Source organism: Streptomyces sp. NPDC001668, assembly GCF_042893155.1.
Taxonomy (GTDB): domain Bacteria; phylum Actinomycetota; class Actinomycetes; order Streptomycetales; family Streptomycetaceae; genus Streptomyces.
The window spans coordinates 777969-800306 of the sequence record NZ_JBIAUQ010000003.1 but is presented as its reverse complement, the minus strand read 5'-3'; the positions used below and the strand labels follow the sequence as shown (position 1 = coordinate 800306).

Genomic DNA, 22338 nt, shown 5'->3' with positions numbered 1-22338 from the left:
GTTACTCGGTTCGACCATGGACTTCTTGTAGTGGAAGACTCTGAGAGCAGGGCATCTCACGATGGTTGGGACGCGTCGACTGAATACGTGCACGTCGACGAGGAGTCGCTTTATGTAGCGGTTCAGAGCATTGTCGACGGGCCTGTGGAGGTTGCCGTCTATCGAAGGGACGCACCGAAGGATGTGGTCGAGGGTCTGGTGCAGGCTTTCTCCGGCGTGTTCGGGTCCCGCTCCGGAAAAATCCGCATCCAGGATTCTGACGGAAAGGCTGTGTTGACTTTTGGTCGGCGCGGCGAGGGTGGGCTAGTCGTGCTTGTCGACGAACTCAACTGGGCCGCCCGTGTAGTGCTGGTTGTCGGCTAAGGGGAACTGGTGAGTAGACGTGCAGGCGTAGTGCGGGCCGCGATCGTGGTCGGCTTGGTATTCGTTGTTTCGGGATGCGGGCACGACTCCAGGGCGGCGAAGCCTTCGGCGGGGGCGACCGGTACGGCTGCCGCTGCGAAAGTGGGTGTCTCCGCCGGGAAGGCGGCGTTGACGCGGACCCAGTTGGAGAGCGCCGCGATCGAGAAGGATGACGTACCGGGGTGGGAGGTGACTGTTCCCAAGTCGGCGGCCGGGCCTGTCGGTGGGGCTCGGACGGTGGCCGACAAGGCGGTGTGTCAGCCCGTTGCCGACGCGTTGAGTCAGAGCGGCGCCGTCAAGGCGGTGGCCGCCGTGGAGCGTAGTGCGGTGGCTGAGGATCGGTCGGGGGTCATGGTCCGGGTGCGGCTCGCCTCGTATGCCGACGGGGATGCCGACAAGGTCATGGCCCGGCTGGCGGACGCGGCCCTGCAGTGCAAGGGCTTCAATGGGTCGGGTGGCGGCGGGGAGCAGCGCGTCGGGGTGGCGCAGTACAACGGCTACCTGAGAGCAGACAACACCATCACCCTTCGGCTGACCATGGAGATCGGGAACCACACCCTGCCCGTCTACCTGGACGTCGGCTCTGTCGGAAGCACGGTGGAGTACTTCGCGACTTTCAACGTCACGGGAGACGACCCCGGGACCGGATCGACGACGGCGGAACGGATGCAACACGTCAAGGTGGGGGCAGCAACTCCCTGAGTGCCGTGGCGCCGGCACGCTCGCCCGGCGGGAGCTGTGACGTCAATCCGACTTGGGTGCCTCGACGAACGGCGCCCAGGCGCCGGCGGTGAGCAGCAGGGCGGGGCCGTCGGGGACCTTGGAGTCGTGGACGGGGACGAGGCCGGGGATGTTGTCGGCGACCTCGACGCAGTCGCCGCCGTCGCCGTTGCTGTAGCTCGACTTGCGCCAGAGCGCGTCACTCAAGTCGATCCGGTTGCTTGCCATTTCGGTATTCCTCTGCGGCTGCCTTGATCATGGCCAGGGACGTATCCGGTGACAGTGCGACGGCCCTGAGCAGATCGTACGACCTGCGGTACTCCTCCACGAGGGGCGGATCGTCGATGGTGTCCCCGCTGTGCAGCGACTCCGTGTAGAAGAGCGGTGGGGCGGCCGGGAAAGTCATGATCATGGCGGTGCCGAGCATAAAGGGGTGCGGGCCGCTCTTCCGCAGAACGATCTGCGTAGCGATGCGACGCCGTTCGGCGAGGGCCACGATCCGGTCGAGCTGCTCGGCCATCTCTGGCGGCGACGGGACCGGGTCGGTGACCAGTGACTCGTGCAGGATCGCCCGGTACGACGGAGTGTGATGGTCTCTATCGAAGAGACAGCCCCGCGCCATGCGGGCGGTGACCTTCTCCTCCACCTCCTCGCCGAGGGCCAGCGGATGAGTAGCCCTGACCACGGTCCGTGCGTACGCCGGAGTCTGGAGCAGCCCCGGAAGAATGGTGGGGCCCCACACCTCGATGGTCTTGGCGTGCTTCTCCGCCTCCAATGCCTTCTCGTAGTACCCGGCGTGGCCCGCCCTCCGCGCCTTCCGCACATCCTCACAGTGCCGCTCGAAGAACCCGTCCGTCCCCAGCACCTTGTCCACGTGCCGAGCCAACTCCACCGGCATCCGTCGCTCCCCGCGCTCGATGTCGCTGAGATACGTCTTGCCGAAGAAGCTTCCTTCGAGCAACGCCTCCAGAGACAGTCCCGCCGCCTCCCGTATCCACCGCAGCTCCTTGCCGTAGAAGGTCGGGACACTCATCGAGCCGTCGATGTCCTTGCGCTGTGCCATCGCTCCCCCTTCGCAGCGCAGGTCGCGAACGCGAACTCCCTTTCACGGTAGCCAGCTTCACGTCAGTCTGTGAGCGATTCGTCACACAGCGCACAGGAGGCGCCGACTCATGCACACCCCGTACGACACCACCCTCTGCCTGGAGGAACTCCGTGAGGCTCTCACCCTGCACGGCATCACGCTGCCCTCGCTCCGCGTCGGCGTCCTGGCGCTGATCGCCCTGGGCGACTGCAACGTCGGCACGGCCCGTGAACTCGCCGCCGCCCTCCGCGAGGCGGCCGGACAGTGCCTTTCGAACTCGACCTGCTCGCCTTCCCCAAGGCCGTACCCGAGGTACGCGGTCTCCTCGGTGACCACAGCTGCGAAGTCCGCTTGTGTGCGAGCGAGTTGCTGACGAACGTGATCGACCATCTGGGCGAGGGCACCCCGGTGACCGTCCGGGTCCTGCGCACGGATCACGGCCACACGAGGGTCGAGGTCACCGACCCTCACCCGCGCACCCTGCCCGTCCTGCTGCGGGCCACCGCCGTGGACGAGTCCGGTCGCGGCCTCGCCCTCCTCGACAGGGTGGCCCGGCGGTGGGGCGTGGAACAGGGCGTCGACCACAAGACGGTGTGGTGCGAACTGGAAGGGCCGGGGCAGTGAACCAGCACGGTCGGTCCGCCGCAGCCGCGTTCCTGACAGACTCGTCCGAGGTCCTGCCTGGCTCCCTGACAGCCTTCTCATGCAGCTCTTATATGGGGCTTATGGAGTCATCACGCGCCGTACCTAGCTTGCGGCCATGTTCTTCACCTACCTGAGGCGCGAACTGCGCCGCCGCAGAAAGGCGGCCCTCGTCGTCGCCTCCGGGCTCGCGCTCGGGATCGCGCTGGTCATCGTGGTCAGTTCCGTGTCCTCCGGCATGGGGAAGGCCCAGGACAAGGTGCTCCAGTCGCTCTACGGGCTGGGCACCGACATGACCGTCACCAAGGCGGCCCAGCCGCAGGCCGGTTCCTCGGACCGGCCGCGCTTCCGGTTCGACGCGCAGGACAACGGCTCCGGCGCGGAGCAGAGCAGCGACCGCGTGATGGTGCAGGGCTTCCAGACCCTGCCCACCTCGACCGTCACCAAGGTCGACCGGCAGACCGGTGTCTCCGACGCGGTCGGCGGGCTGAGTCTGCAAGTCATCAAGATCAACGGCCAGTTCACCCGCGGCGAGTTCCAGCAGAACGGCACCGGGGGCGGCGCGGGCGGCTTCGGCCGCGGCGGCGGCGGTACCGGGCAGCCGCAGGGTGAAGTGCGGGGCGGCGGCGCCGACTTCGACGTCAACAACTACTCCGTCTACGGCGCCGACGTCACCAAGCCGGCCCTCGGACCGCTGACCTCCTCCAAGATCACCAGCGGACGTACGTTCACCTCGGCCGAGACGAACGCCAAGGTCGCGGTGCTCGACTCCGCGTACGCCAAGGAGAAGAAGCTCAAGGTCGGCTCCACCGTCACCATCAAGAACGTCAAGTTCAAGGTGATCGGCGTCGCCACCGCGGACAGCGGGGACGCGGCCGCCAACGTCTATATCCCGCTCACTCAGGCCCAGACGCTCGGCGACGCGAAGAACAAGGTCACCACGATCTACGTCAAGGCGACCGACTCGCAGAAGATCGACTCCGTCAAGTCGGCCATCCAGAAGAACGTCTCGGGTACGACGGTGACGACCTCGGCGGATCTCGCGGACACGGTGTCGGGGTCGCTGTCGACGGCGTCCTCGCTCGCTGCGAATGTCGGCAAGTGGCTGTCGATCGCCGTGCTCGTCGCCGCCTTCCTGGTCGCCGGTCTGCTGACCTCCTCCGCCGTCTCGCGCCGGGTGCGGGAGTTCGGCACGCTCAAGGCGCTGGGGTGGAAGTCGGGGCGGGTGACCCGGCAGGTCGTCGGCGAGGCGATGGTGAACGGCCTGCTGGGCGGGGCGCTGGGCATCGCGCTCGGGCTCGCGGGCGCGTACGCCGTGACGGCCGTCAGCCCGACGCTGCAGGCGCAGTTGGGCGGCGGGGGCGCGGGCGGTCCCGGCGGCGGAGGCGGCTTCGGTGGTTTCCGTCGTGAGGCGGCCGCGAAGACGCTCGACGTCGCCCTGACGGCCCCGGTCAGCCTGACGACAGTGGCGGTCGCGGTGGCCCTGGCGGTGGCCGGAGGCCTCATCGCCGGTGCCTTCGGCGGCTGGCGCGCGTCTCGCCTGCGTCCGGCGGACGCGTTGCGCCGAGTCGAGTAGCGGGCGGTCGGCTGCGGCTGGGCGGGGGGCAGGTTTCCGCTCGCCGCCGCTGGGCGGGGGCCGCTCTCCGTGGGTGGGGAGCGACCCCAGCGGCACGCCTGCCCGCACCAACGGCGACATGTCGAGCGACGGCGACTCCACCCACCCAGGGGCGCGGGGAACCGCGCGACCAGCCCCCACCCACCCGCAGCCGAACCCCAACCGCGCACCACGCACCACGCACCACGCACCCTCGGACCAACACCTCAGGAGCACCGAACCATGTACGAACTCAGAAACGTCACCAAGCGCTACACCCGAGGCAAGGACACCGTCGACGCGCTCGCAGGCGTGGACCTCACCATCCCCGACGGGGACCGTCTCGTCATCCAGGGCCCCACCGGCGGCGGCAAGTCCACCCTCCTCCAGATGCTGGGCGGACTGGACAAGCCCACGGAGGGCGAAGTCGTGCTGGACGGGACCGACTTGGCCAAGCTGTCCGAGGCCAGGCTGACCAGGGTCCGCAGTGAGAACGTCGGCTTCGTCTTCCAGTCCTTCAACCTGATCCCCACCCTCACCGCCCAGGAGAACGTCGAGACAGCCCTCGTACCCCTCGGTGTGAAGGCGAAGGAGAGGAGGGAGCGGGCCGCGGAGGCGCTCACCTCCGTCGGCCTCGGTGAGCGGCTCGCGCATCTGCCCTCCGAGATGTCCGGTGGGCAGCAGCAGCGCGTCGCCATCGCCCGCGCCCTCGTCAAGCAGCCGAAGGTGCTCCTCGCCGACGAACCCACCGGCAACCTCGACGAGTCGATGCGCGACGAGATCATGGAGGTACTCGAACGCATGTGGAAGGAGCTGGGGTTGACCTTCATCATGGTCACCCACGACTCCGCCATCGCGAGGAAGGCCCCGCGTCTCGCGACGATCCGGAAGGGGAGAATCACCGTGAAGGAGAACGCCGCCACCTGAACGATCAACCCCAACTCCCCCTGAATCCGGCAGTCTTGTAACAGCCTTTGCTGTCGGAGTGCTGTCTCTTGAGGTCGTGATCACCCCTCGGCATACTGCGAGCACGGGGGGTGCACGCATAGGCGTGCGATTCTCCCCCCGCCCGGGTGAACGGGGAATTCACCCGGTCCTTCTGCAAGGGGGAATCTTGCGCAGACAAGTGAAAAAGGCATGCGCGGCCACGATCGCCACGGCGGCCGCGGTAGCGCTCGCGGCGGGCATGACCAGCCCGGCCGCGGCGGACGCGCAGCAGACGGCAAGTAGCGCCCGGACCAGCAAGGCGCAGCTCACGCCCAAGCACCGCATCACCCTGATCACCGGTGACCGCGTGGTCGTGGACGCGAAGGGCCGCGTCGTCGGTCTGGAGCGGGCCAAGGGGCGCGAACACATACCCGTCCAGATCCGGAAGACCGACGGGCACACGCTCGTGATCCCGGCGGACGCCGTCCGGCTGGTCGCGAGCGGCAAGCTCGACCAGCGGCTGTTCGACATCACCGAGCTCAACAAGGCCGCCACCCGCACGTCCCAGGCCAAGGGACTGAAGGTCATCGTCGGCTACCAGGGCGCCGCCACGGCCGCCAAGGCCGACGTCCGGGACGCGGGCACCCTGCGGCGGACCCTGACGACGCTCAACGCGGACGCCGTGCAGACGCCGCAGAAGGAGACGCCCGAGCTCTGGGACGCGGTCACCAACGGTGACCGGACCGCCTCGGGCATCGCCCATGTCTGGCTCGACGGCACCCGCAAGGCCAGCCTCGACAAGTCCGTGCCGCAGATCGGCGCCCCCAAGGCCTGGGCGGCCGGCTACGACGGCAAGGGCGTCAAGATCGCCGTACTGGACACCGGTGTCGACGCGACCCACCCGGACCTCAAGAGCCAGGTGATCGAGTCCAAGAACTTCTCCACCGCGGCCGACGCCACCGACCACTTCGGTCACGGCACGCACGTCGCGTCCATCGCGGCGGGCACCGGCGCCAAGTCCAACGGCAAGTACAAGGGTGTCGCGCCCGGCGCCAAGATCCTCAACGGCAAGGTCCTCGACGACAACGGCTCCGGTGACGACTCCGGCATCCTCGCCGGCATGGAGTGGGCGGCCGCGCAGGGCGCCGACGTCGTCAACCTCAGCCTCGGCGGCCAGGACACCCCGGAGATCGACCCGTTGGAGGCGGAGGTCAACAAGCTCTCCGCCGACAAGGGCATCCTCTTCGCCATCGCCGCGGGCAACTCCGGCCCGGAGTCCATCGGTTCGCCGGGCAGCGCGGACGCCGCGCTCACCGTCGGCGCCGTCGACGACAAGGACAAGCTGGCCGACTTCTCCAGCACCGGCCCGCGGGCCGGCGACGGCGCGATCAAGCCGGACGTCACCGCGCCCGGCGTGGACATCACGGCGGCCGCCGCCAAGGGCAGCGTCATCGACCAGGAGGTCGGCGAGAACCCGCCCGGCTACCTGACCATCTCGGGTACGTCGATGGCGACCCCGCATGTCGCGGGCGCCGCGGCCATCCTCAAGCAGGAGCACCCGGACTGGGGCTACAGCGAGCTGAAGGGCGCCCTGACGGGCTCCGCCAAGGGCGGCAAGTACACCCCGTTCCAGCAGGGTTCGGGCCGTATCCAGGTCGACAAGGCCATCAAGCAGACCGTCGTCGCCGACCCGGTGTCGGTGAGCTTCGGCACCCAGCAGTGGCCGCACACCGACGACAAGCCGGTCACCAAGCAGCTGACGTACCGCAACCTCGGTACGAAGGACGTCACCCTGAAGCTGACGTCGACGGCCACCAACCCGAAGGGGCAGGCCGCCCCGGCCGGCTTCTTCAAGCTCGCCGCCACCACGGTGACGGTCCCGGCGGGCGGCAAGGCCTCCGTCGGCATGAGCGTCAACACCAAGCTCGGCGGCACGCTCGACGGCGCCTACTCCGCGTACGTGACGGCGACGGGCGGCGGCCAGACCGTCCGCACGGCGGCCGCGGTGCAGCGCGAGGTGGAGTCGTACGACGTCAAGATCAAGCACATCGGGCGTGACGGCCGGCCGACCCCCGACTACAACACCGTCCTGATCGGCTTCTCGGGCCTGGCCGAGGGCCGCGCCTACCAGGTGACGATCTCCGACTCCGGTACGACGACGATGCGGGTCCCCAAGGGCAACTACCTCCTGGACGCCTGGATCGCGAAGGACTTCGTGAACTTCGCGGGCGGCCTGGACTGGCTGGTCCAGCCGAAGCTGAGCGTCACCAAGAACACCTCGGTGACGATCGACGCCCGCCGGACGAAGGCGGCGGACATCACCGTCCCGGACGCGCAGGCGAAGCAGCAGCTCGGCATGATCAGTTACATGTACGACACCGCGGGTGTCGGCATCGGTGTCGGCATGAAGTCCTTCGACGACATCCGCGTGGCGCCCCTCGGCGGGGAGGTCTCCGGCCTGCACCAGACCTGGAGCGGCCAGTGGACGAAGGGTGCCAACGCCGAGTACGACGTGGCCACCAGTGCCGACGTCAAGAAGGTCCAGGGCGGCAAGGTCCGCCACTTCAAGGCGAGCGAGCTCGCCACGGTGAAGAACGACCTGGGTTCCGGCGCGCCCGGCAAGACCGGCTCGCTCTCTCCGGTGGGCTTCTTCCCCAACGACTTCACCTTCGGTACGGCGGTGGAGCAGAAGCTGCCGGGTTCCCGCACGCTGTACCTGTCGACGGCGGACAAGATCCAGTGGTCGTTCGACTTCTCGCAGTACAAGGGCAAGGACGCGGACGGCTTCCCGATCTCGGAGGCCTACTACACGCTGGGCAACCCGCAGACCTTCAAGGCGGGCCAGAAGTACGCGAAGCGCTTCAACACGGCGGTCTTCGGTCCGCACCTGAACAAGGACTACGGGCTCTTCCGTGAAGCCAACAGCGTCTACGGATACGTGCCGCTGTTCTCCGACGGCGCCGGGCACGCCGGTTCCTCGGACTTCACCGCGGTCAGCACCAGCCTGTACCGCAACGGCACCAAGGTGGGCACGAACGACGACCCGCTGTTCGGCGGGGAGGCGTTCGCCGTCCCGTCGGGCGAGGCGTCGTACAAGCTGACCACCTCGGTCAAGCGCAGCGTCAAGGTCGCGGAGGCCTCCACCCGCATCGACGCGAGCTGGGAGTTCAAGTCGAAGAAGCCGGCCGCCAACAAGACGGCCACCCTCCCGGCCTCCATGGTCCGCTTCAACGCGCAGACGGGCTTGGACAACAAGGTCGAGGCCGGCAAGACGGTCAAGATCCCGCTGACCGTCGAGGGCTCCGCCAAGGGCTCCAACCTGAAGTCCCTCGCGGTGTACGTGTCGTACGACTACGGCCAGACCTGGAAGAAGGTCACGGTCTCGGGCGGCAAGATCACCGTGAAGAACCCGGCGAAGGGGAAGGCCATCTCCTTCCACGCCAAGATCGCCGACAAGAAGGGCAACAAGTCGACGATCTCGATCTACAACGCGTACTACGGGAAGTGACCTGTAGGAAGCGGTAGTCGAGGGGCCCGCCGGAGCACTGCTTCCGGCGGGCCCTTCGCGCTGTGCTTCCGGCGGCGACCCGTGTTTGAGTGGCCGTATGACCACAGAGACCGTCGAGTACATCCGCTACCGCATCCCGGAAGACCGCTCGGCGGAGTTCCTGTCCGCCTACACCCACGCCTCGGCCCAGCTGGCGGCGGCCCCGCAGTGCGTCGACTACGAACTGGCGCGCTGCGAGGAGGACTTCGAGCACTACGTCCTGCGCATCACCTGGACCTCCACCGAGGACCACGTGGAGGGCTTCCGGAAGTCGGAGCTGTTCCCGGACTTCCTCGCCGAGATCCGGCCGTACGTCGAGAGCATCGAGGAGATGCGGCACTACAAGCCGACGGCGGTACGGGGACGGGGCGCCGCCGTGCCCACGCTGTTCGCCTGGGCGGGCGGTGCCGAGGCCTTCGGCCGGCTCACGACGGTGTTCTACGAGAAGGTCCTCGCCGACGACCTCCTGGCCCCGGTGTTCGAGGGCCTGGCCCCCGAGCACGCCGAGCATGTCGCCCTGTGGCTCGCGGAGGTCTTCGGCGGGCCGACCGCCTACTCGGAGACCCAGGGCGGCCACGGACACATGGTCGCCAAGCACCTGGGCCGCGGCATCACCGAGGCGCAGCGGCGCCGCTGGGTCAACCTCATCCAGGACGCGGCCGACGAGGCCGGCCTGCCCACCGACGCGGAGTTCCGCTCGGCGTTCCTCGCCTACGTGGAGTGGGGCACCCGGCTCGCGGTCCACTTCTCGGGACCGGACGCCAAGCCGCCCGCGGAGCAGCCGGTACCGAAGTGGAACTGGGGGGCGGCACCGCCGTACCAGGGCTGAGCGGCGGGTCAGGAGCGCGCGGACTCGCCCGCCCGGGTCGCGTCCGCGCCCCAGCTCGCCAGCAGCCGCAGTGCCTCCGCGGACGGGGAGCCCGGTTCCGCGTGGTAGGTGATCAGCGCCTGCCCGGTGCCGTCGGACAGGGGGAACGACTCGAAGTTCAGGGTCAGCTCGCCGACCAGGGGGTGGCGCAGCTGCTTGACGCCGAAGTTCTTCTCCTTGACGTCGTGGGTGGCCCACAGGCGCCGGAACTCCTCGCTCTTGACGGAGAGTTCACCCACGAGAGCGGACAGCAGCGGATCGTCCGGATGGCAGCCCGCGTCCATCCGCAGATAGCTGACCATGTCGGTGGCCTTCTGCTCCCACGGCACGAACAGGTCGCGGTACTCCGGGCGCAGGAACACCAGCCGGGCCCAGTTGCGGTCCTGCACCGGCAGCCGCGCCCAGTCCCCGAAGACCGCGGCCGCCATCGGGTTCCAGGCGAGGATGTCCGAGCGCCGCCCCGACACGTACGCCGGGACCTCGATGGAGTCCAGCAGCTGCCGGATAGACCCGCGCACCTGCTGGGTACGCGTGGCCGTCTTCTTCTTGTGCTGCTTGGGCTTCGCCAGATGCGTGAGGTGCGCGTGCTCGGCGTCGGTCAGCCGGAGGGCGCGGGCGATCGAGTCGAGGACCTCCGCGGAGACGTTCCGCCCGTTGCCCTGCTCAAGTCGTGTGTAGTACGCCACAGAGACGCCCGCCAGCTGCGCCAGCTCCTCGCGGCGCAGCCCCGGCACCCTGCGGTGCCGCCCGAAGTCCGGCAGCCCCACGTCCTCCGGCTTCAGCCGGGCCCGCCGGGTGCGCAGAAACTCGCTGAGCTCGGCACGCCGGTCCAGTGAGCCCCCTCCGGGCAGTCCCTCGGCCATGTCGTCCATGGGTCAAGTATTCACGGTCGTACGCCCACCATCCTGTCCCCGCCAGTAGTAGGACCGCTGGACGTAGGCAGAGTGGTGACCTGGGTGGATGTCGAATCCTGGGGCAGGCTGGAGACCGTGCCCGGACGGAAAGACAAGACAGAAGGCAGCCGGGCACGCACCTTCCCGAGGAGAACCCCCCTCATGACCACTGTTGCCGCATACGCCGCTCCCGCCGCGAAGGCTCCCCTGGAGCGCACCACCATCGAGCGCCGGGCGGTCCGCGAGCACGACGTCCTGATCGACATCAAGTTCGCCGGCATCTGCCACTCCGACATCCACCAGGCCCAGGAGGGCTGGGGCGAGGCCATCTTCCCGATGGTCCCGGGCCACGAGATCGCCGGCATCGTCTCCGAGGTCGGCCCCGGTGTCACCAAGTACAAGGTCGGCGACCGCGTGGGCGTCGGCTGCATGGTCGACTCGTGCGGCGAGTGCGAGAACTGCAAGGCCGGCATCGAGCAGCACTGCCTCCAGGGCAACGTCCCCACGTACAACGGCATCGGCAAGGACGGCGAGCCCACCTACGGCGGCTACTCCGAGAAGGTCGTCGTCGACGAGAACTACGTCGTCCGCATCCCCGAGGGCCTGGCCCTCGACGAGGCCGCCCCGCTGCTGTGCGCCGGCATCACCACCTACTCCCCGCTCAAGAAGTGGGGCGCCGGCCCCGGCAAGAAGGTCGCCGTGATCGGCCTGGGCGGTCTCGGCCACATGGGCGTCAAGATCGCGCACGCGCTGGGCGCCGAGGTCACCGTCCTCTCCCAGTCCCTGCGCAAGAAGGACGACGGCCTCAAGCTGGGCGCCGACCACTACTACGCGACCAGCGACGAGAACACCTTCAAGGAGCTGGCCGGCTCCTTCGACCTCATCCTCTCCACGGTCTCCGCGCCGCTCGACTTCGGCGCCTACCTGAGCCTGCTCAAGACGGGCGGCGCGCTGGTCAACGTCGGCGCCCCCGAGGAGCCGATCGCGCTGAACCTGTTCTCCCTCATCGGCGGCAACAAGACCCTCGCCGGTTCGATGATCGGCGGCATCGCCGAGACCCAGGAGATGCTGGACTTCTGCGCCGGGCACGGCATCGGCGCCGAGATCGAGCTGATCGCCGCGTCGGAGATCAACGAGGCGTACGAGCGCGTCGTCAACAGCGACGTCCGCTACCGGTTCGTGATCGACACGGCGACGATCTGATCCCCGCCGCTCGACCGAAGGGCCCCGGCGCCGTGCCGGGGCCCTTCGGCGTACGGGCACGGGCCCGGCGGCCTCGGATCCCACCACGGCCCACCCGAACGGGAGCACGCGGGCGGGTGCCGCGCGGCGAGTTCCCAGCGGCGGCCTCGCCCCGGGACGGGGCCTCGCTCCGCGGTTCTCGCCCCGCGGTCCTCGCTCTGCGGTTCTTGCTCGGCGGTTCTCGCTTCGCGGTCCTCGCTCTGCCGCGGAGCCGGGATCCAGCGCGCGCCGAAGCCGTCGCGGTGGTGGGCGCACCAGGTCGATGAGGCGGTGCGGTACGGCAGAGCGCCGTCCAGCGGCCCGTCAGCGCACCGCCGTCCTCCGTCCCAGCAGCCACAGCAGATACGGCCCCCCGACCAGCGAGGTCAGCGCCCCGACCGGGATCTCCAGCGGCGGAAGCAGCGTCCGGGCCGCGAGATCGGCGGCGACCAGCACCAGGGCGCCGGTCAACGCCGAGCACAACAGCGGCAGTTGAGGACCCCGGGTCAGCCGCCGGGCCAGCTGCGGCGAGGTCAGCGCGACGAACCCGATCGGCCCCGCCGCCCCGGTGGCGGTCGCGGCGAGCACCACCCCGAGCACGGTCAGCCCGAGCCGCACCCGGTCCACCCGTACGCCCAGCGCGGCAGCGGTGTCCGCGTCGAGCCCGAGCGGCCGCAGCGCCCTGCTCGCCCACGCCAGTGCGGGCAGACACAGCAGGAGCACGACGGTGAGGGGGCCGGCCTGCTCCCACCCCCGCCCGTTGAGGCTCCCGGTCAGCCACAGCTTGACCTGCTCGGCGGCCTCGAGGTCGGAGTCGGTGAGATACAGCTGCACGACGGCCGACAGGGCGACCCCGATCCCCACCCCGACCAGCACGAACCGGCCGGCCTGCATACCGCGCCGCCAGGCCAGCACGTAGACGAGGGCGGCGGCGGCAAGTCCGCCCACGACGGACACGGCCGGCATCGCGCCGGGCGAGGAGACGGCCCCGGTGGCGAGCGCGATCACCGTCGCGGCGGCGGCCCCGTGCCCGACACCGATCACGTCGGGGCTGGCCAGCGGATTGCGGGTGACGCTCTGCACGAGGGCCCCGGACAGCCCGAGCGCGGCACCCACGAGAGCGCCGAGCACGATCCGGGGGACGCGCAGCTCGTTGACGACGAGGTCGTGGGGGCCCGTGCCGGTGCGGACGGTGTGCCAGACCTCGGCGGGGGAGACGTAGGTCCGGCCGACGCAGGCGGAGGCGGCCATGACGGTGAGGAGGAAGGTGAGCAGGACGAGGGCGACGGCGACGGACCTTCGGTGGACGAGGAGGGAGACGCGGGGATGGGGCCGCAGGACGGTCGTCGTCCGGCCCGGTGCCCCAGCCGCGGGCAGTCGTGCCGCCGGGGCGGCTCCCGACCCGAAGGGAGCGGCACCCCGTTGGCGCGGGCGAGCGACAACGCCCCCCGCCCGGTCCCCACGCCGAGCACCCCTCACGACACAGCCCCCCGCCGCCGTACCAGAACCACCAGCACAGGCACCCCCACCAGCGCCGTCATGACCCCGGCCGGCACCTCCGCGGGAGCCCGCACCAGCCGCCCCGCCACATCCGCCCCCACCAGCAACCCGGCCCCGAGCAGCGCCGACAGCGGCAGCACCGCCCGATGCCCGCCCGCGACGAGCCGTCGCGCCAGATGCGGCACCGCGAGCCCGACGAACGCGATCGGCCCCGCCGCGGCCACCGCCGCCGCGGTCAGCAGCGCGGCTCCCAGCGCCGCGGCCCCCCGCACCAGAGCGACCCGATGCCCCAGCGCCCGAGCCGTCTCGTCCCCGAGGGCCAGCGCGTCCAGCCCCCGGGCACAGACCAGCACGAGCAGCGCCCCGGCGACGAGGAACGGCAGCATGTGTACGACGGTCCCGGCCTCGCGTCCGCTCAGGGACCCCACCTGCCAGAACCGGAACTGGTCGAGGGTCGCCGAACTCGACGTCAGCACGACGGTCGTGCCCCCGGCGGTCATCGCCGACAGTGCCGTCCCCGCGAGCGCCAGCTTCACCGGCGACGCCCCGCCCCGGCCCCGGGACGCGATCGCGTACACGAGACAGGCGGCGAGCACGGCACCCGCGAAGGCGTACCAGACGTACCCGGCGAAGCCGTTCGCGAACCCGAGGCCGATGGCGAGCACGACCCCCGCGGCCGCTCCCTGGCTCAGTCCGAGGATGCCGGGATCGGCGAGCGGATTGCGCGTCACGGCCTGGAGAGCGGCACCCGCGACCCCGAGGGCGGCCCCGGCGGTGAGCCCGATCTCGGTCCGCGGCACGCGCAGGGACCGTACGACGAGCGCGTCCGGGGACCCACCACCGTGCAGCAGGGCGTCCGCGACGGCGGACAGCGGCACCGCGCGCGTACCGACCGCGAGGCTGAGCAGCGCGGCGGCGGCCACCGCGAGGAGCGCCGCCGGCCAGGCGAGACGGCGTACCACTTGCCGAGACCCTCGGCTCACTGCCCGAGACTCTCGGCTCACGTGCCGAGGTTCTCGGCGAGCTCCGAGATCACCAGCCGTGCGGCGGTCGGCCCGGCGTTGAGGTACCAGGGGTCGTCGTCGACCTTCACGGCATGTCCGGCCCCGACCGCCTTCATCGACTTCCACAGCGGCCCGGCCACCACGCTCGCCGCGTCCGTCTTCGACGGGTCACCCTGCACGGAGTAGAAGATCCAGTCCCCGTCGGCGGTGTCGATGCTCTCCGCGCCGATGTCCTCCGAAATGGCCTTGAACTGCTGGGACTTGGGGCGCGACAGCCCCATGTCGACGGCGATGGACCCGGTGAAGGAGGAGACGCCGAACATCCGGGTGCGGTCGGGCGTGAAGCGCACCATGGACACGGCCGGGTCGCCCTCGATACCGGCACCCTTCTCCCTGGCGTCGGCGCCGATGCCGTCCAGCAGCTTCCGCGCCGCCTCGCCCTTGCCCACCGCGTCGCCGACGAGCAGCAGGTCCCGCTTCCAGTTGATGCCGTTGCCCGCGGTGATCACGGTGGGCGCGATCTTCGACAGCTTGGGGTAGAGGTCGCCGAGGGAGTCGTTGGCGAGGATGAGGTCCGGCTTGTCGGCGGCCAGGGTCTCCAGGTTGGGGGCCTGGCGCGTGCCCGCGTCGGTCATGTCCGCGAGCTGCTTCTTGTACGCCGGGAAGGCGTCCGCGAGATAGCCGGGCACGAGTCCGGCGTTGCCGGCGCGGGTGGTGGCCGTGGGAACGATCCCCAGGGACAGCAGGTCGTCCAGTTGCCCGGTGCTGAGCACGGCGATCCTCTTCGGCGCGGCCTCGACGGTCGTCCTGCCCTTGAAGTGCGTGACGGTGCGCGGGAAGGTCCCGTCGGTGTCCTGGTCGGAGCCCATGCCGTCGGCGAGGGTGCCGGGGGCGGCGGAGGGGCCCTCGGAGCTTCCCTCGGAGGCGCCCAGCACGGGGTTTCGTTCGGCCTTCCGCGCGGTCCCGCCGGTGTCCGACGACGAGCAGCCGGCGAGCAGCCCCCCGACGACGATCGGGGCGAGGACGGCCCGCACTGCTGCTGTACGCACGACTACTCCGGGATGCACTGACGGAAGTACGAGTTTTTCTAAGGCAAGGCTTACCTTAACCGGTCGGGGAGTAGGGTCGACACGAGGAGGCCCGCACGATGACCGTTCAGCTGAACCACACCATCGTCGCCGCACACGACAAGCACGCCTCGGCCCGCTTCCTGGCCGACATCCTGGGACTGGACGTGAGCCCGCAGTACGGCCCCTTCGTCCCGGTCGAGATCCCCAACGGCGTCACCCTCGACTACATGGACACACCCGGCGCGATCACGCCCCAGCACTACGCGTTCCTGGTCTCCGAGGCCGAGTTCGACACCGTCTTCGCCCGTATCGAGCGGGCCGGACTGACGTACTGGGCGGACCCCTTCCACCACCGCCCCGGCGAGATCAACCGCAACGACGGAGGCCGTGGCGTCTACTTCGACGACCCGGACGGCCACCGCCTGGAGATTTTGACGCGGCCTTACGGCAGCGGGGGCTGAGGTCTCTCGGGGAGGCGTGGGGGGCGTCGGCGGGCCGTGTTCAGAGGCCGGACGCGTTCGGGTACGTCGTCGGCGACGGCAGGGTCGCCAGTGCCGGTGATCCGCGTAGAGGTGCGTGTACGTCTAGGGGCGGCCGTGCTCGTCCTCGTGGACCAGGGTCAGCCGCCGCCGCGTTGTACCCGCTCCAGTACGACGGCGTACTCCTCCAGTGCGGAGAGGTGCCCGGGGCCGACGGTGGACGTCATCGGCACACCTGGTCCAGGAGGCCCGGCTCGGTCGGGTAGGGGCGTTCCCGGGGGAGCAGTTCGGCCGCGGAGGCCAGGTCGCCGGCGCGTACGAGGGCGTGGATCTCGTGAGCCAGCGGAGTCACGTCGCTGACGGAGACGATCCAGTCGTCCGCGTACCGCGCGACCGCCTCGCCGGACAGACCGAGTTGCAGGGACCGGTAGGGGAGCGGCTGGAGACGCAGGTCCCGCTCGGGGTCCCACTGGACCCGGGCCGGCGACCGACGCAACCGGCGCTTCCAGTCGGCCCGGTCGGCGTGGAGGCCGGGGGAGTAGTGGGAGAGGCAGGCGTTGCGCAGCGCCCAGGCGAAGCCGTCCCGGCTGATCTCGACCGCAAGGACGGTCTCCTGGCCCTCCTTCGTGCCCCAGCCGCAGCGGTACATCATCCACAGGAACGACGGCTTGATCCAGGTCATCCGGTCCCGCTTCCACCCGGCCGGAAAACGGCCGTCGCGGGCGGCGGGCAGGCCGATCTCCGGTGAGTACGCCTGGTAGACGGTGATCGTGGACGCGGTGTGGAGGGCGCGGATCCCGCGTTGTTGCGGTTCTTGCATGGAGTACAGGGTGGGGCGGAAGCGGAGTCCCCGGCCAGCGAATTACGGACGCGGCGTACGGGTCCACAGGGTCACGTCGCTGCTCGTCGCGACGGCGAGGGTGCGGCCGGAGGGGGAGAAGCCGACCGCCCGGAGCTCGGAGTAGCAGGAGTGGAAGATGTGCCACCAACCCTCGCCGTGCGGCTCGGGGTGAGGCATGCCGCTGCCGCGGGAGAGCAGGACACGGTCGTTCGGCCAGGCCGGGGAGACGGCCTCCACATGCCAGCCGCCGGTAGCCGTGGAGTGGAGCCCGCCGCCGTACAGCCCGGCGATGTGCACCCTGCTGCCGGCGATCGGTCCGAGGCCCGGGCAGGTCAGATCCGCGGCCGCGTCCGGCGTGCTGGTCTCGGGATCGGGGTCCGCGTCCCGGGCGAGCCGCTCACCGGTGACGGCGTCGAAGAGACCGTGGCCGGCGGTGGAGACGACCATCACCAGGTCGTCGCCGGTGCCGGGGTGCGTCGCGAACCCGATGCCGAGAAGTCCGCCGACGGCGGCGCAGCTCTCGAAGACCGGCTGCCAGGGAGCGGGCGCGGGGACCACGGGCACCGCGAGCAACCGGTCGCGCAGGTTCTGCTGATACGGCGAGAGTCCTGTCACCTCGCCATGGTCCACGGTCCGCCCGGCAGGCCGGCGACCGGGCCGGCCGGAGGGGCCCGGAATCGTCCGGAACCCTCGTGCGTTGAGGGGGGTGGGTACAGGATGCCGGTGAAGTACGAGCAGAGTGGCCCGCCCGAATGACCGAGCCGACAGACAGGGAGGGCCGTGATGGCCGCGCAGACACAGAGGGCCGTGTTGGCGGGCGGATGCTTCTGGGGCATGGAGGAACTGATCCGCCGGCTTCCGGGCGTGACGGCGACCCGGGTGGGATACACCGGGGGTGACGTGCCGAACGCGACGTACCGCAACCACGGCACGCACGCGGAGGCCATCGAGATCCTCTTCGACCCCGAGAAGACCGACTACCGCGCGCTCCTGGAGTTCTTCTTCCAGATCCACGACCCGAGCACCAAGAACCGCCAGGGCAACGACATCGGCCTCAGCTACCGCTCGGCGATCTACTACGTCGACGACGAGCAGAAGCGGATCGCCGAGGACACCATCGCGGACGTGGACGCCTCCGGCCTGTGGCCCGGCAAGGTCGTCACCGAGGTGGAGCCGGTCGGCCCCTTCTGGGAGGCCGAGCCCGAGCACCAGGACTACCTCCAGCGCTACCCGGACGGCTACACCTGCCACTTCCCCCGCCCGAACTGGCGCCTGCCCTCCCGCACCGAGGGCTAGACCGCGGCAGGGGCTCCGCTCCGCAGCCCGGAAGCCCCGTCGCCCTACGCAGGAATGTGGGTGCGCCCCTCGTCGGGACGCACCCACTGTCACCTACGTCTGTCTGCGTACGTCTACCGTGTGCCGTTCTCGGCGAACGTCCACACGGCACGGCTGCCCGGGCCGACGGTGAGGGTCGAGTTGCCGATCTGCTCCACGTGCCGGTCCTTCACGGGCCGGTTGAGGGACATCTCGACCCGCCGCATCCCGGCCCGTTCGCGCGGGACGACGTCGAAGCGGATCGTGGTGCCGCCGCCCTGCGCGACGACGCCACCGCCCGCCCCGTTCTTGACGGCGAACCCGCCGGCCCGCAACAGCGGCACGGTGTCGGCGAGATCGCCCTCGGTCACGGCGATGCGGACAGCGGTCACGTCTCGCATCAGGTGGGTGCTGTAGTCGTCGGAGAGCACGCGTTCCCTGCCGACGTCACCGGGGAAGCTCGGCGGTTCGGTCTTGCTGCGAGGATCGGCGAAGTACTCCGGCCGGTACTCCATCGCCCAGGCTCCGAAGGCGTCGTACTCGGTGGCGGTGAGGATGGCGTCGAACCACGGCACGGGAACACCGTCACCGAAGTCCCGGGTCTGGAGGAACTCGACCGGAGTGACTCCCTCGCTCTTCAGCCGCTCGGTGACCGTCGCCAGGTCGCCGTCCCGTTCGGTCGACAGGCCCAGCCCGGCGGAGCCGAGGGTGCCGTCCTGGCCGGAGACGTCACCGACTCCGAACAGTTCCAGGTAGGTCTCGCGGCCCATCAGGTAACGGCCGGTCCAGGTCTGCCCACCGGTACCGGTGGTCGTGCGCACCACGAAGTTGGCGAAGTCCCTCAGGTAGTCGGAGTGTTCGATGGCGTCGGCGGTCTCCCGGTCGAAAACCCCGTAGGAGTGGTTGTAGAACAACAACTGCCGGTCGCCCGAGGTCCCGCCGTCCTCGGCCTGCGCTGTTCCCATCGCACCCCCGAGCGCTCCGACGGCGGTCAGAACCAGCACGACGATCATCCGTAATGTCCGATGCATCAGCATGCCCGCGATCGTAGGACGGGCAGCCGGCCGCCACGATTCATTTCCAACGAGGTGGAAATGCTTGACACTTGGCCGCAGCGGCTCCCGGGCTCATGATCCGGGTCACGGTCCGCCGAGGGTCACCTTGGCCGCCTTGGTCCACCCGAGATCCACCAGGGTCACCGAGCCGCCGGTGCAGGCGCCCCGGCTCGAGGACCCGTACGTCGAGGTGTACTGGTACCGGCCGCCTCCCTGGGCATTGGCCGCGGGCTGCGTGAAGTACGCGACCGACAGCGGGACCCGGTTGCAGGGGACGGCGTCGCCGTAGTACTCGCTGAAGTTGGACGGTGTGCCCAGCAACCGCTGACCGCCCGGCACGCGGAGACTTCCGATGGGCGTGTCGACGCCGGTCTTCATGTTCCGCACCCAGGCGCCCCACCACTGGCCCCCGGAGTCGGCCGCCAGCCGCCATACACGCAGGCGGTAGTCGGTCTGCCGGTCGATGGCGTACGGGATCCGGCAGCTGAGGCCGGTCCCCTCGCCGCCGAAGGATCCGCAGTGGCCTCCCCTGCTGCCGTTGGCGTTCCACAGCGAGAAGATCGCGGTCTCGCCGGTCGTGTGGTTGAAGCGCGTGCCGTTGGTCTGCAAGCCCATGTACCCGCCCTTGCCCGGCGTGGCCGTGAAGTCCCACAGCATCGCCCAGTACGAGTGGTGCGCCTTGCGTGTGATCTGCACGCGCTGGTCGATGTTCCAGAACCCCTCGGCGCCGTGGAAGTCCCACCGCGCGTATGCGTTGGCGTCCTGGTGCTGCCCGGCCTGTGCCGGCGCGGTACTCATCACGACCACCGTGCAGACGGCGGTGACCAGGCCCAGAAGCCTGCCGCAGAGCCCAGCCCGCCGACCGCGAAGACGTCCTTTTGTGTGGTGCATCCGTCCCCCCATCGCGGCCACCCGCGGTGGCCGATGCCCCAGAGTGGAGGTGGAGGGCGGCATCCAGAAGGGGCGTGAGGGATCGTTGCCCGGCGCTGGGGCGCACTGCCCGAGAACGCACGACCTCCTGTCACGCCCTCCGCGTGCGTACGCCCCGCGCCTTACCCGGCGGCATCAGCCCCCGGCCCCGGCCACACCGACCGGGCAGGACACCCCCGTCCCGCCGATCCCGCAGTAGCCCGCCGGGTTCTTGTCGAGGTACTGCTGGTGGTGGCCCTCCGCCGGATAGAAGGGACGGCCCTGCGCGGGCAGGATCTCGGTGGTGATCGTGCGGTGGCCCGAGGCCGTGAGGACCCGCTGGTAGGCGGCGCGGGAGGCCTCGGCCGCCGCTGCCTGCTCGGGGGTGTGGGTGTAGATCGCCGAGCGGTACTGGGTGCCGACGTCGTTGCCCTGGCGGAAGCCCTGGGTGGGGTCGTGGGACTCCCAGAAGGTCTTCAGGAGGCGTTCGTACGAGATGAGGGCCGGGTCGAAGACCACACGGACCGCCTCGGTGTGGCCGGTGAGGCCCGAGCAGACCTCCTCGTACATGGGGTTCTCGGTGTGGCCGCCCTGGTAGCCGACCAGGGTCGTCCAGACCCCCGCCGGAAGCTGCCAGAACGTGCGCTCGGCACCCCAGAAACAGCCCAGGCCGAAGTCGGCGGTCCGGTAGCCCTCGGGGTAGGGGCCGAGCAGCGGGGTGCCGAGGACGGTGTGGCGGGCGGGGACCGCGAACGGCGGCTCGGAGCGGCCCTTCAGCGCCTGCTCGGGGGTGGGCAGGACAGGCGTACGGCCGAACAGCATGACGCGGGCTCCTTCGTTCGTGCGTGTCACCCAGGTGTCACCAAGGGATGAGGGGCGGAACCGGGGACAACGCTTTCGCGCGGGGCGGCATTCCGGCGAGGATCCGGCAGCACCGGGTGGTCCGGCGGCCGTGTCCGACCGGACACGGGGTCCGCGCCTCGACGTGAGCCGCGGTTGCCGCACCCGCGCGGTCACTGCGCCAGCGTCGCCGGGCTCCCCCCGTTCGCCTCGTACCCCGCCACCGCCAGCGCCCGGTATATCGCGAACTCCGCGGCCGGGTCGGCGGACAGGGTCCACGGCAGGGCGCCGACGTGGCCGTCGATGTGGACGAGCTGGCTCATGGCCTCCGACCAGCGTTCGCCGCGCACCAGGAAGAAGACCAGCAGATGGCGGACGTGGGCCAGCATCGGGTCGTCGGCGCGGGCCGAGTGCACCGCGTGCAGCGCGCCGTGGATCGCCCTGGTCACGACCTCGCTGCGGTAGAAGCCGCTGACCAGGTTCACCTCGGGCAGGTGCTCGAAGACGGCGAACAACGGCATCGCGGCGAGCAGCGAGCCCTGCGGGGCCCGGGCGGCCGCCGCCTCCGCGAAGCTGTACGCCAGCTCCCGCGAGCCGTGCCACTTCTCGCACCAGTAGTGCAGCGCGGCCAGATGCGCCCCCATGTGGTTCGGGGCGCGGTCCAGGATCTTCAGCCACAGCTGCTCGAACTCTGCCTGCGAATAGGCCAGTCCGCGCGCGACGGAGAGCTCGACGAGGTACGGGACCGGGTCGCCGGGGGCCAGCAGCGCCGCCTCGCCGCAGGCCGCCTTCGCCTCCTCCATGATGATCCGGAACTCGTCCGTGCCCGGTGTCGAGGTCCGCCACGCCTGCTGCACCAGGAACTCCGCGTGCACGGCCGCACCGCCCGCGTCCTTGGGCTGCTCGGCCCGCCACACCCGCAGCCACTGCCCGCCCGGCGCCTCGCTGACGCCGCCCGGCCGCTGCTTCAGCTCCAGCGAGGCGGCCCCGGCGAAGGCCTGCACACGCTGCCAGCGCGCCTCGCCCTCCCGCTCGGTGCCGGCGAGGAGTTGGGAGGCCGCCTTGTAGTCCTGTGTGCGCTGCACCAGGTCCAGGACGTCCAGCAGGTCCTGGTCGGGGCCGGGCATCCGGACGTCCAGCTCCTCCTGCCGTACGAAGCCGTAGTCCGCCGGGTCCGCGGCGTCCGGGTGGCCCGCCGGGACCTGCTCGATCCCGCCCCGCCTGCGTCGCAGGAACGGGAGCAGCACGAAGCTCAGCAGCAGCGCCGCCGTCAGGACCCAGAGAATCTCCATGCCCCAAGAGTTCCAGACGGCGCCGACAATTGCCCAACCCGGTCCGAGCCCTGTGGAAAACTCCCCGGACCGGCCCGAACGCCCTGTGGAAAACGTTCCGGGACCGCCCGAACGCCTGGGGAAAACCCTGCCGTCC

General features: G+C 70.2%; 23 protein-coding genes. 11 read left to right on the top strand and 12 right to left on the bottom strand.

The genetic code is table 11. The features are described from left to right. Positions 1-87 precede the first annotated feature (87 nt). Positions 88-363, top strand: coding sequence for a hypothetical protein (locus tag ACFYZ8_RS13370; protein WP_359030046.1), 276 nt, complete (start codon positions 88-90; stop codon positions 361-363). Positions 364-372: 9 nt separating this feature from the next. Continuing rightward, entirely contained in the window at positions 373-1104 is a 732-nt protein-coding gene (locus tag ACFYZ8_RS13365; protein WP_388535034.1) for a hypothetical protein, read from the top strand. A gap of 42 nt (positions 1105-1146) precedes the next feature. On the opposite strand, the gene ACFYZ8_RS13360 is transcribed toward ACFYZ8_RS13365, so the two are convergent. Both ACFYZ8_RS13360 and ACFYZ8_RS13355 read right to left on the bottom strand, forming a co-directional pair. Beyond that, positions 1147-1350 (bottom strand): DUF397 domain-containing protein, encoded by a 204-nt coding sequence (locus ACFYZ8_RS13360; RefSeq protein ID WP_388535031.1) that lies wholly within the window; start codon positions 1348-1350, stop codon positions 1147-1149. Further along, a complete protein-coding gene (locus ACFYZ8_RS13355; RefSeq protein WP_388535028.1) occupies positions 1322-2185 on the bottom strand; it encodes a helix-turn-helix domain-containing protein in 864 nt (287 codons plus the stop codon). Before ACFYZ8_RS13355 ends, ACFYZ8_RS13360 begins: the two co-directional genes overlap by 29 nt. A 109-nt stretch (positions 2186-2294) precedes the next feature. Between ACFYZ8_RS13355 and ACFYZ8_RS13350 the strand changes: the two genes are divergently transcribed. The 6 genes from ACFYZ8_RS13350 (at position 2295) to ACFYZ8_RS13325 (ending at position 9745) form a co-directional block, all read left to right on the top strand. Further along, positions 2295-2579, top strand: a complete 285-nt coding sequence (locus tag ACFYZ8_RS13350; protein WP_388535100.1) for a hypothetical protein — start codon at positions 2295-2297, stop codon at positions 2577-2579. Next, entirely contained in the window at positions 2471-2830 is a 360-nt protein-coding gene (locus tag ACFYZ8_RS13345; protein WP_388535025.1) for an ATP-binding protein, read from the top strand. Before ACFYZ8_RS13350 ends, ACFYZ8_RS13345 begins: the two co-directional genes overlap by 109 nt. Before the next feature lie 136 nt (positions 2831-2966). Next, entirely contained in the window at positions 2967-4424 is a 1458-nt protein-coding gene (locus ACFYZ8_RS13340; RefSeq protein ID WP_388535023.1) for an ABC transporter permease, read from the top strand. Between the two features lie 261 nt (positions 4425-4685). Continuing rightward, positions 4686-5369, top strand: a complete 684-nt coding sequence (locus tag ACFYZ8_RS13335) for an ABC transporter ATP-binding protein (protein ID WP_388535020.1) — start codon at positions 4686-4688, stop codon at positions 5367-5369. Between the two features lie 187 nt (positions 5370-5556). Next, complete coding sequence (locus ACFYZ8_RS13330) at positions 5557-8877, top strand: S8 family serine peptidase (RefSeq protein ID WP_388535017.1); 3321 nt, start codon at positions 5557-5559, stop codon at positions 8875-8877. 97 nt (positions 8878-8974) lie between these two features. Next, positions 8975-9745, top strand: a complete 771-nt coding sequence (locus ACFYZ8_RS13325; RefSeq protein ID WP_388535015.1) for a group II truncated hemoglobin — start codon at positions 8975-8977, stop codon at positions 9743-9745. Positions 9746-9753: 8 nt separating this feature from the next. Here the strand turns inward: ACFYZ8_RS13325 and ACFYZ8_RS13320 are convergent, their stop codons facing one another. Next, complete coding sequence (locus ACFYZ8_RS13320; protein WP_359030055.1) at positions 9754-10656, bottom strand: helix-turn-helix transcriptional regulator; 903 nt, start codon at positions 10654-10656, stop codon at positions 9754-9756. A gap of 183 nt (positions 10657-10839) precedes the next feature. On the opposite strand from ACFYZ8_RS13320, the gene ACFYZ8_RS13315 reads away from it, so the two are divergent. Further along, positions 10840-11880 (top strand): NAD(P)-dependent alcohol dehydrogenase, encoded by a 1041-nt coding sequence (locus tag ACFYZ8_RS13315; protein WP_359030056.1) that lies wholly within the window; start codon positions 10840-10842, stop codon positions 11878-11880. A gap of 342 nt (positions 11881-12222) precedes the next feature. Here ACFYZ8_RS13315 and ACFYZ8_RS13310 read toward each other — a convergent pair whose 3' ends face one another. The 3 genes from ACFYZ8_RS13310 to ACFYZ8_RS13300 all read right to left on the bottom strand — a co-directional run bounded on the left by ACFYZ8_RS13310 (position 12223) and on the right by ACFYZ8_RS13300 (position 15451). Further along, positions 12223-13275: a FecCD family ABC transporter permease gene (locus ACFYZ8_RS13310; protein ID WP_388535097.1), complete on the bottom strand. Its 1053-nt coding sequence runs from the start codon at positions 13273-13275 to the stop codon at positions 12223-12225. A 98-nt stretch (positions 13276-13373) separates the two neighbouring features. After that, positions 13374-14360, bottom strand: a complete 987-nt coding sequence (locus ACFYZ8_RS13305) for a FecCD family ABC transporter permease (protein ID WP_388535011.1) — start codon at positions 14358-14360, stop codon at positions 13374-13376. Positions 14361-14398: 38 nt separating this feature from the next. Further along, on the bottom strand, positions 14399-15451 hold the full coding sequence (locus tag ACFYZ8_RS13300) for an ABC transporter substrate-binding protein (RefSeq protein ID WP_388535008.1): 1053 nt from the start codon (positions 15449-15451) through the stop codon (positions 14399-14401). A gap of 98 nt (positions 15452-15549) precedes the next feature. On the opposite strand from ACFYZ8_RS13300, the gene ACFYZ8_RS13295 reads away from it, so the two are divergent. Continuing rightward, positions 15550-15933: a VOC family protein gene (locus ACFYZ8_RS13295; protein ID WP_388535006.1), complete on the top strand. Its 384-nt coding sequence runs from the start codon at positions 15550-15552 to the stop codon at positions 15931-15933. Between the two features lie 241 nt (positions 15934-16174). Here ACFYZ8_RS13295 and ACFYZ8_RS13290 read toward each other — a convergent pair whose 3' ends face one another. Together ACFYZ8_RS13290 and ACFYZ8_RS13285 are read right to left on the bottom strand one after the other, a co-directional pair. Continuing rightward, the gene (locus tag ACFYZ8_RS13290; RefSeq protein WP_359030059.1) at positions 16175-16771 is read right to left on the bottom strand and encodes a DUF4291 domain-containing protein; all 597 of its coding nucleotides are present in this window, start codon (positions 16769-16771) and stop codon (positions 16175-16177) included. Between the two features lie 42 nt (positions 16772-16813). Further along, positions 16814-17407, bottom strand: a complete 594-nt coding sequence (locus ACFYZ8_RS13285) for a hypothetical protein (RefSeq protein ID WP_388535005.1) — start codon at positions 17405-17407, stop codon at positions 16814-16816. 168 nt (positions 17408-17575) lie between these two features. Here ACFYZ8_RS13285 and msrA (ACFYZ8_RS13280) point away from each other — a divergent pair, with 168 nt between their 5' ends. Further along, on the top strand, positions 17576-18088 hold the full coding sequence (msrA, locus tag ACFYZ8_RS13280) for a peptide-methionine (S)-S-oxide reductase MsrA (RefSeq protein WP_359030061.1): 513 nt from the start codon (positions 17576-17578) through the stop codon (positions 18086-18088). A gap of 113 nt (positions 18089-18201) precedes the next feature. Here the strand turns inward: msrA (ACFYZ8_RS13280) and ACFYZ8_RS13275 are convergent, their stop codons facing one another. The 4 genes from ACFYZ8_RS13275 to ACFYZ8_RS13260 form a co-directional block, all read right to left on the bottom strand. Continuing rightward, positions 18202-19119: a DUF5829 family protein gene (locus tag ACFYZ8_RS13275; RefSeq protein WP_359030318.1), complete on the bottom strand. Its 918-nt coding sequence runs from the start codon at positions 19117-19119 to the stop codon at positions 18202-18204. A gap of 126 nt (positions 19120-19245) precedes the next feature. Next, positions 19246-19959 carry a DUF3472 domain-containing protein gene (locus tag ACFYZ8_RS13270; protein WP_388535004.1) on the bottom strand — a complete coding sequence of 238 codons (714 nt, stop codon included), beginning with the start codon at positions 19957-19959 and terminating at the stop codon, positions 19246-19248. A 267-nt stretch (positions 19960-20226) separates the two neighbouring features. Then, positions 20227-20892, bottom strand: a complete 666-nt coding sequence (msrA, locus tag ACFYZ8_RS13265; protein ID WP_388535094.1) for a peptide-methionine (S)-S-oxide reductase MsrA — start codon at positions 20890-20892, stop codon at positions 20227-20229. A 191-nt stretch (positions 20893-21083) separates the two neighbouring features. Beyond that, a complete protein-coding gene (locus tag ACFYZ8_RS13260) occupies positions 21084-22202 on the bottom strand; it encodes a hypothetical protein (RefSeq protein WP_388535002.1) in 1119 nt (372 codons plus the stop codon). Positions 22203-22338: the final 136 nt, after the last annotated feature.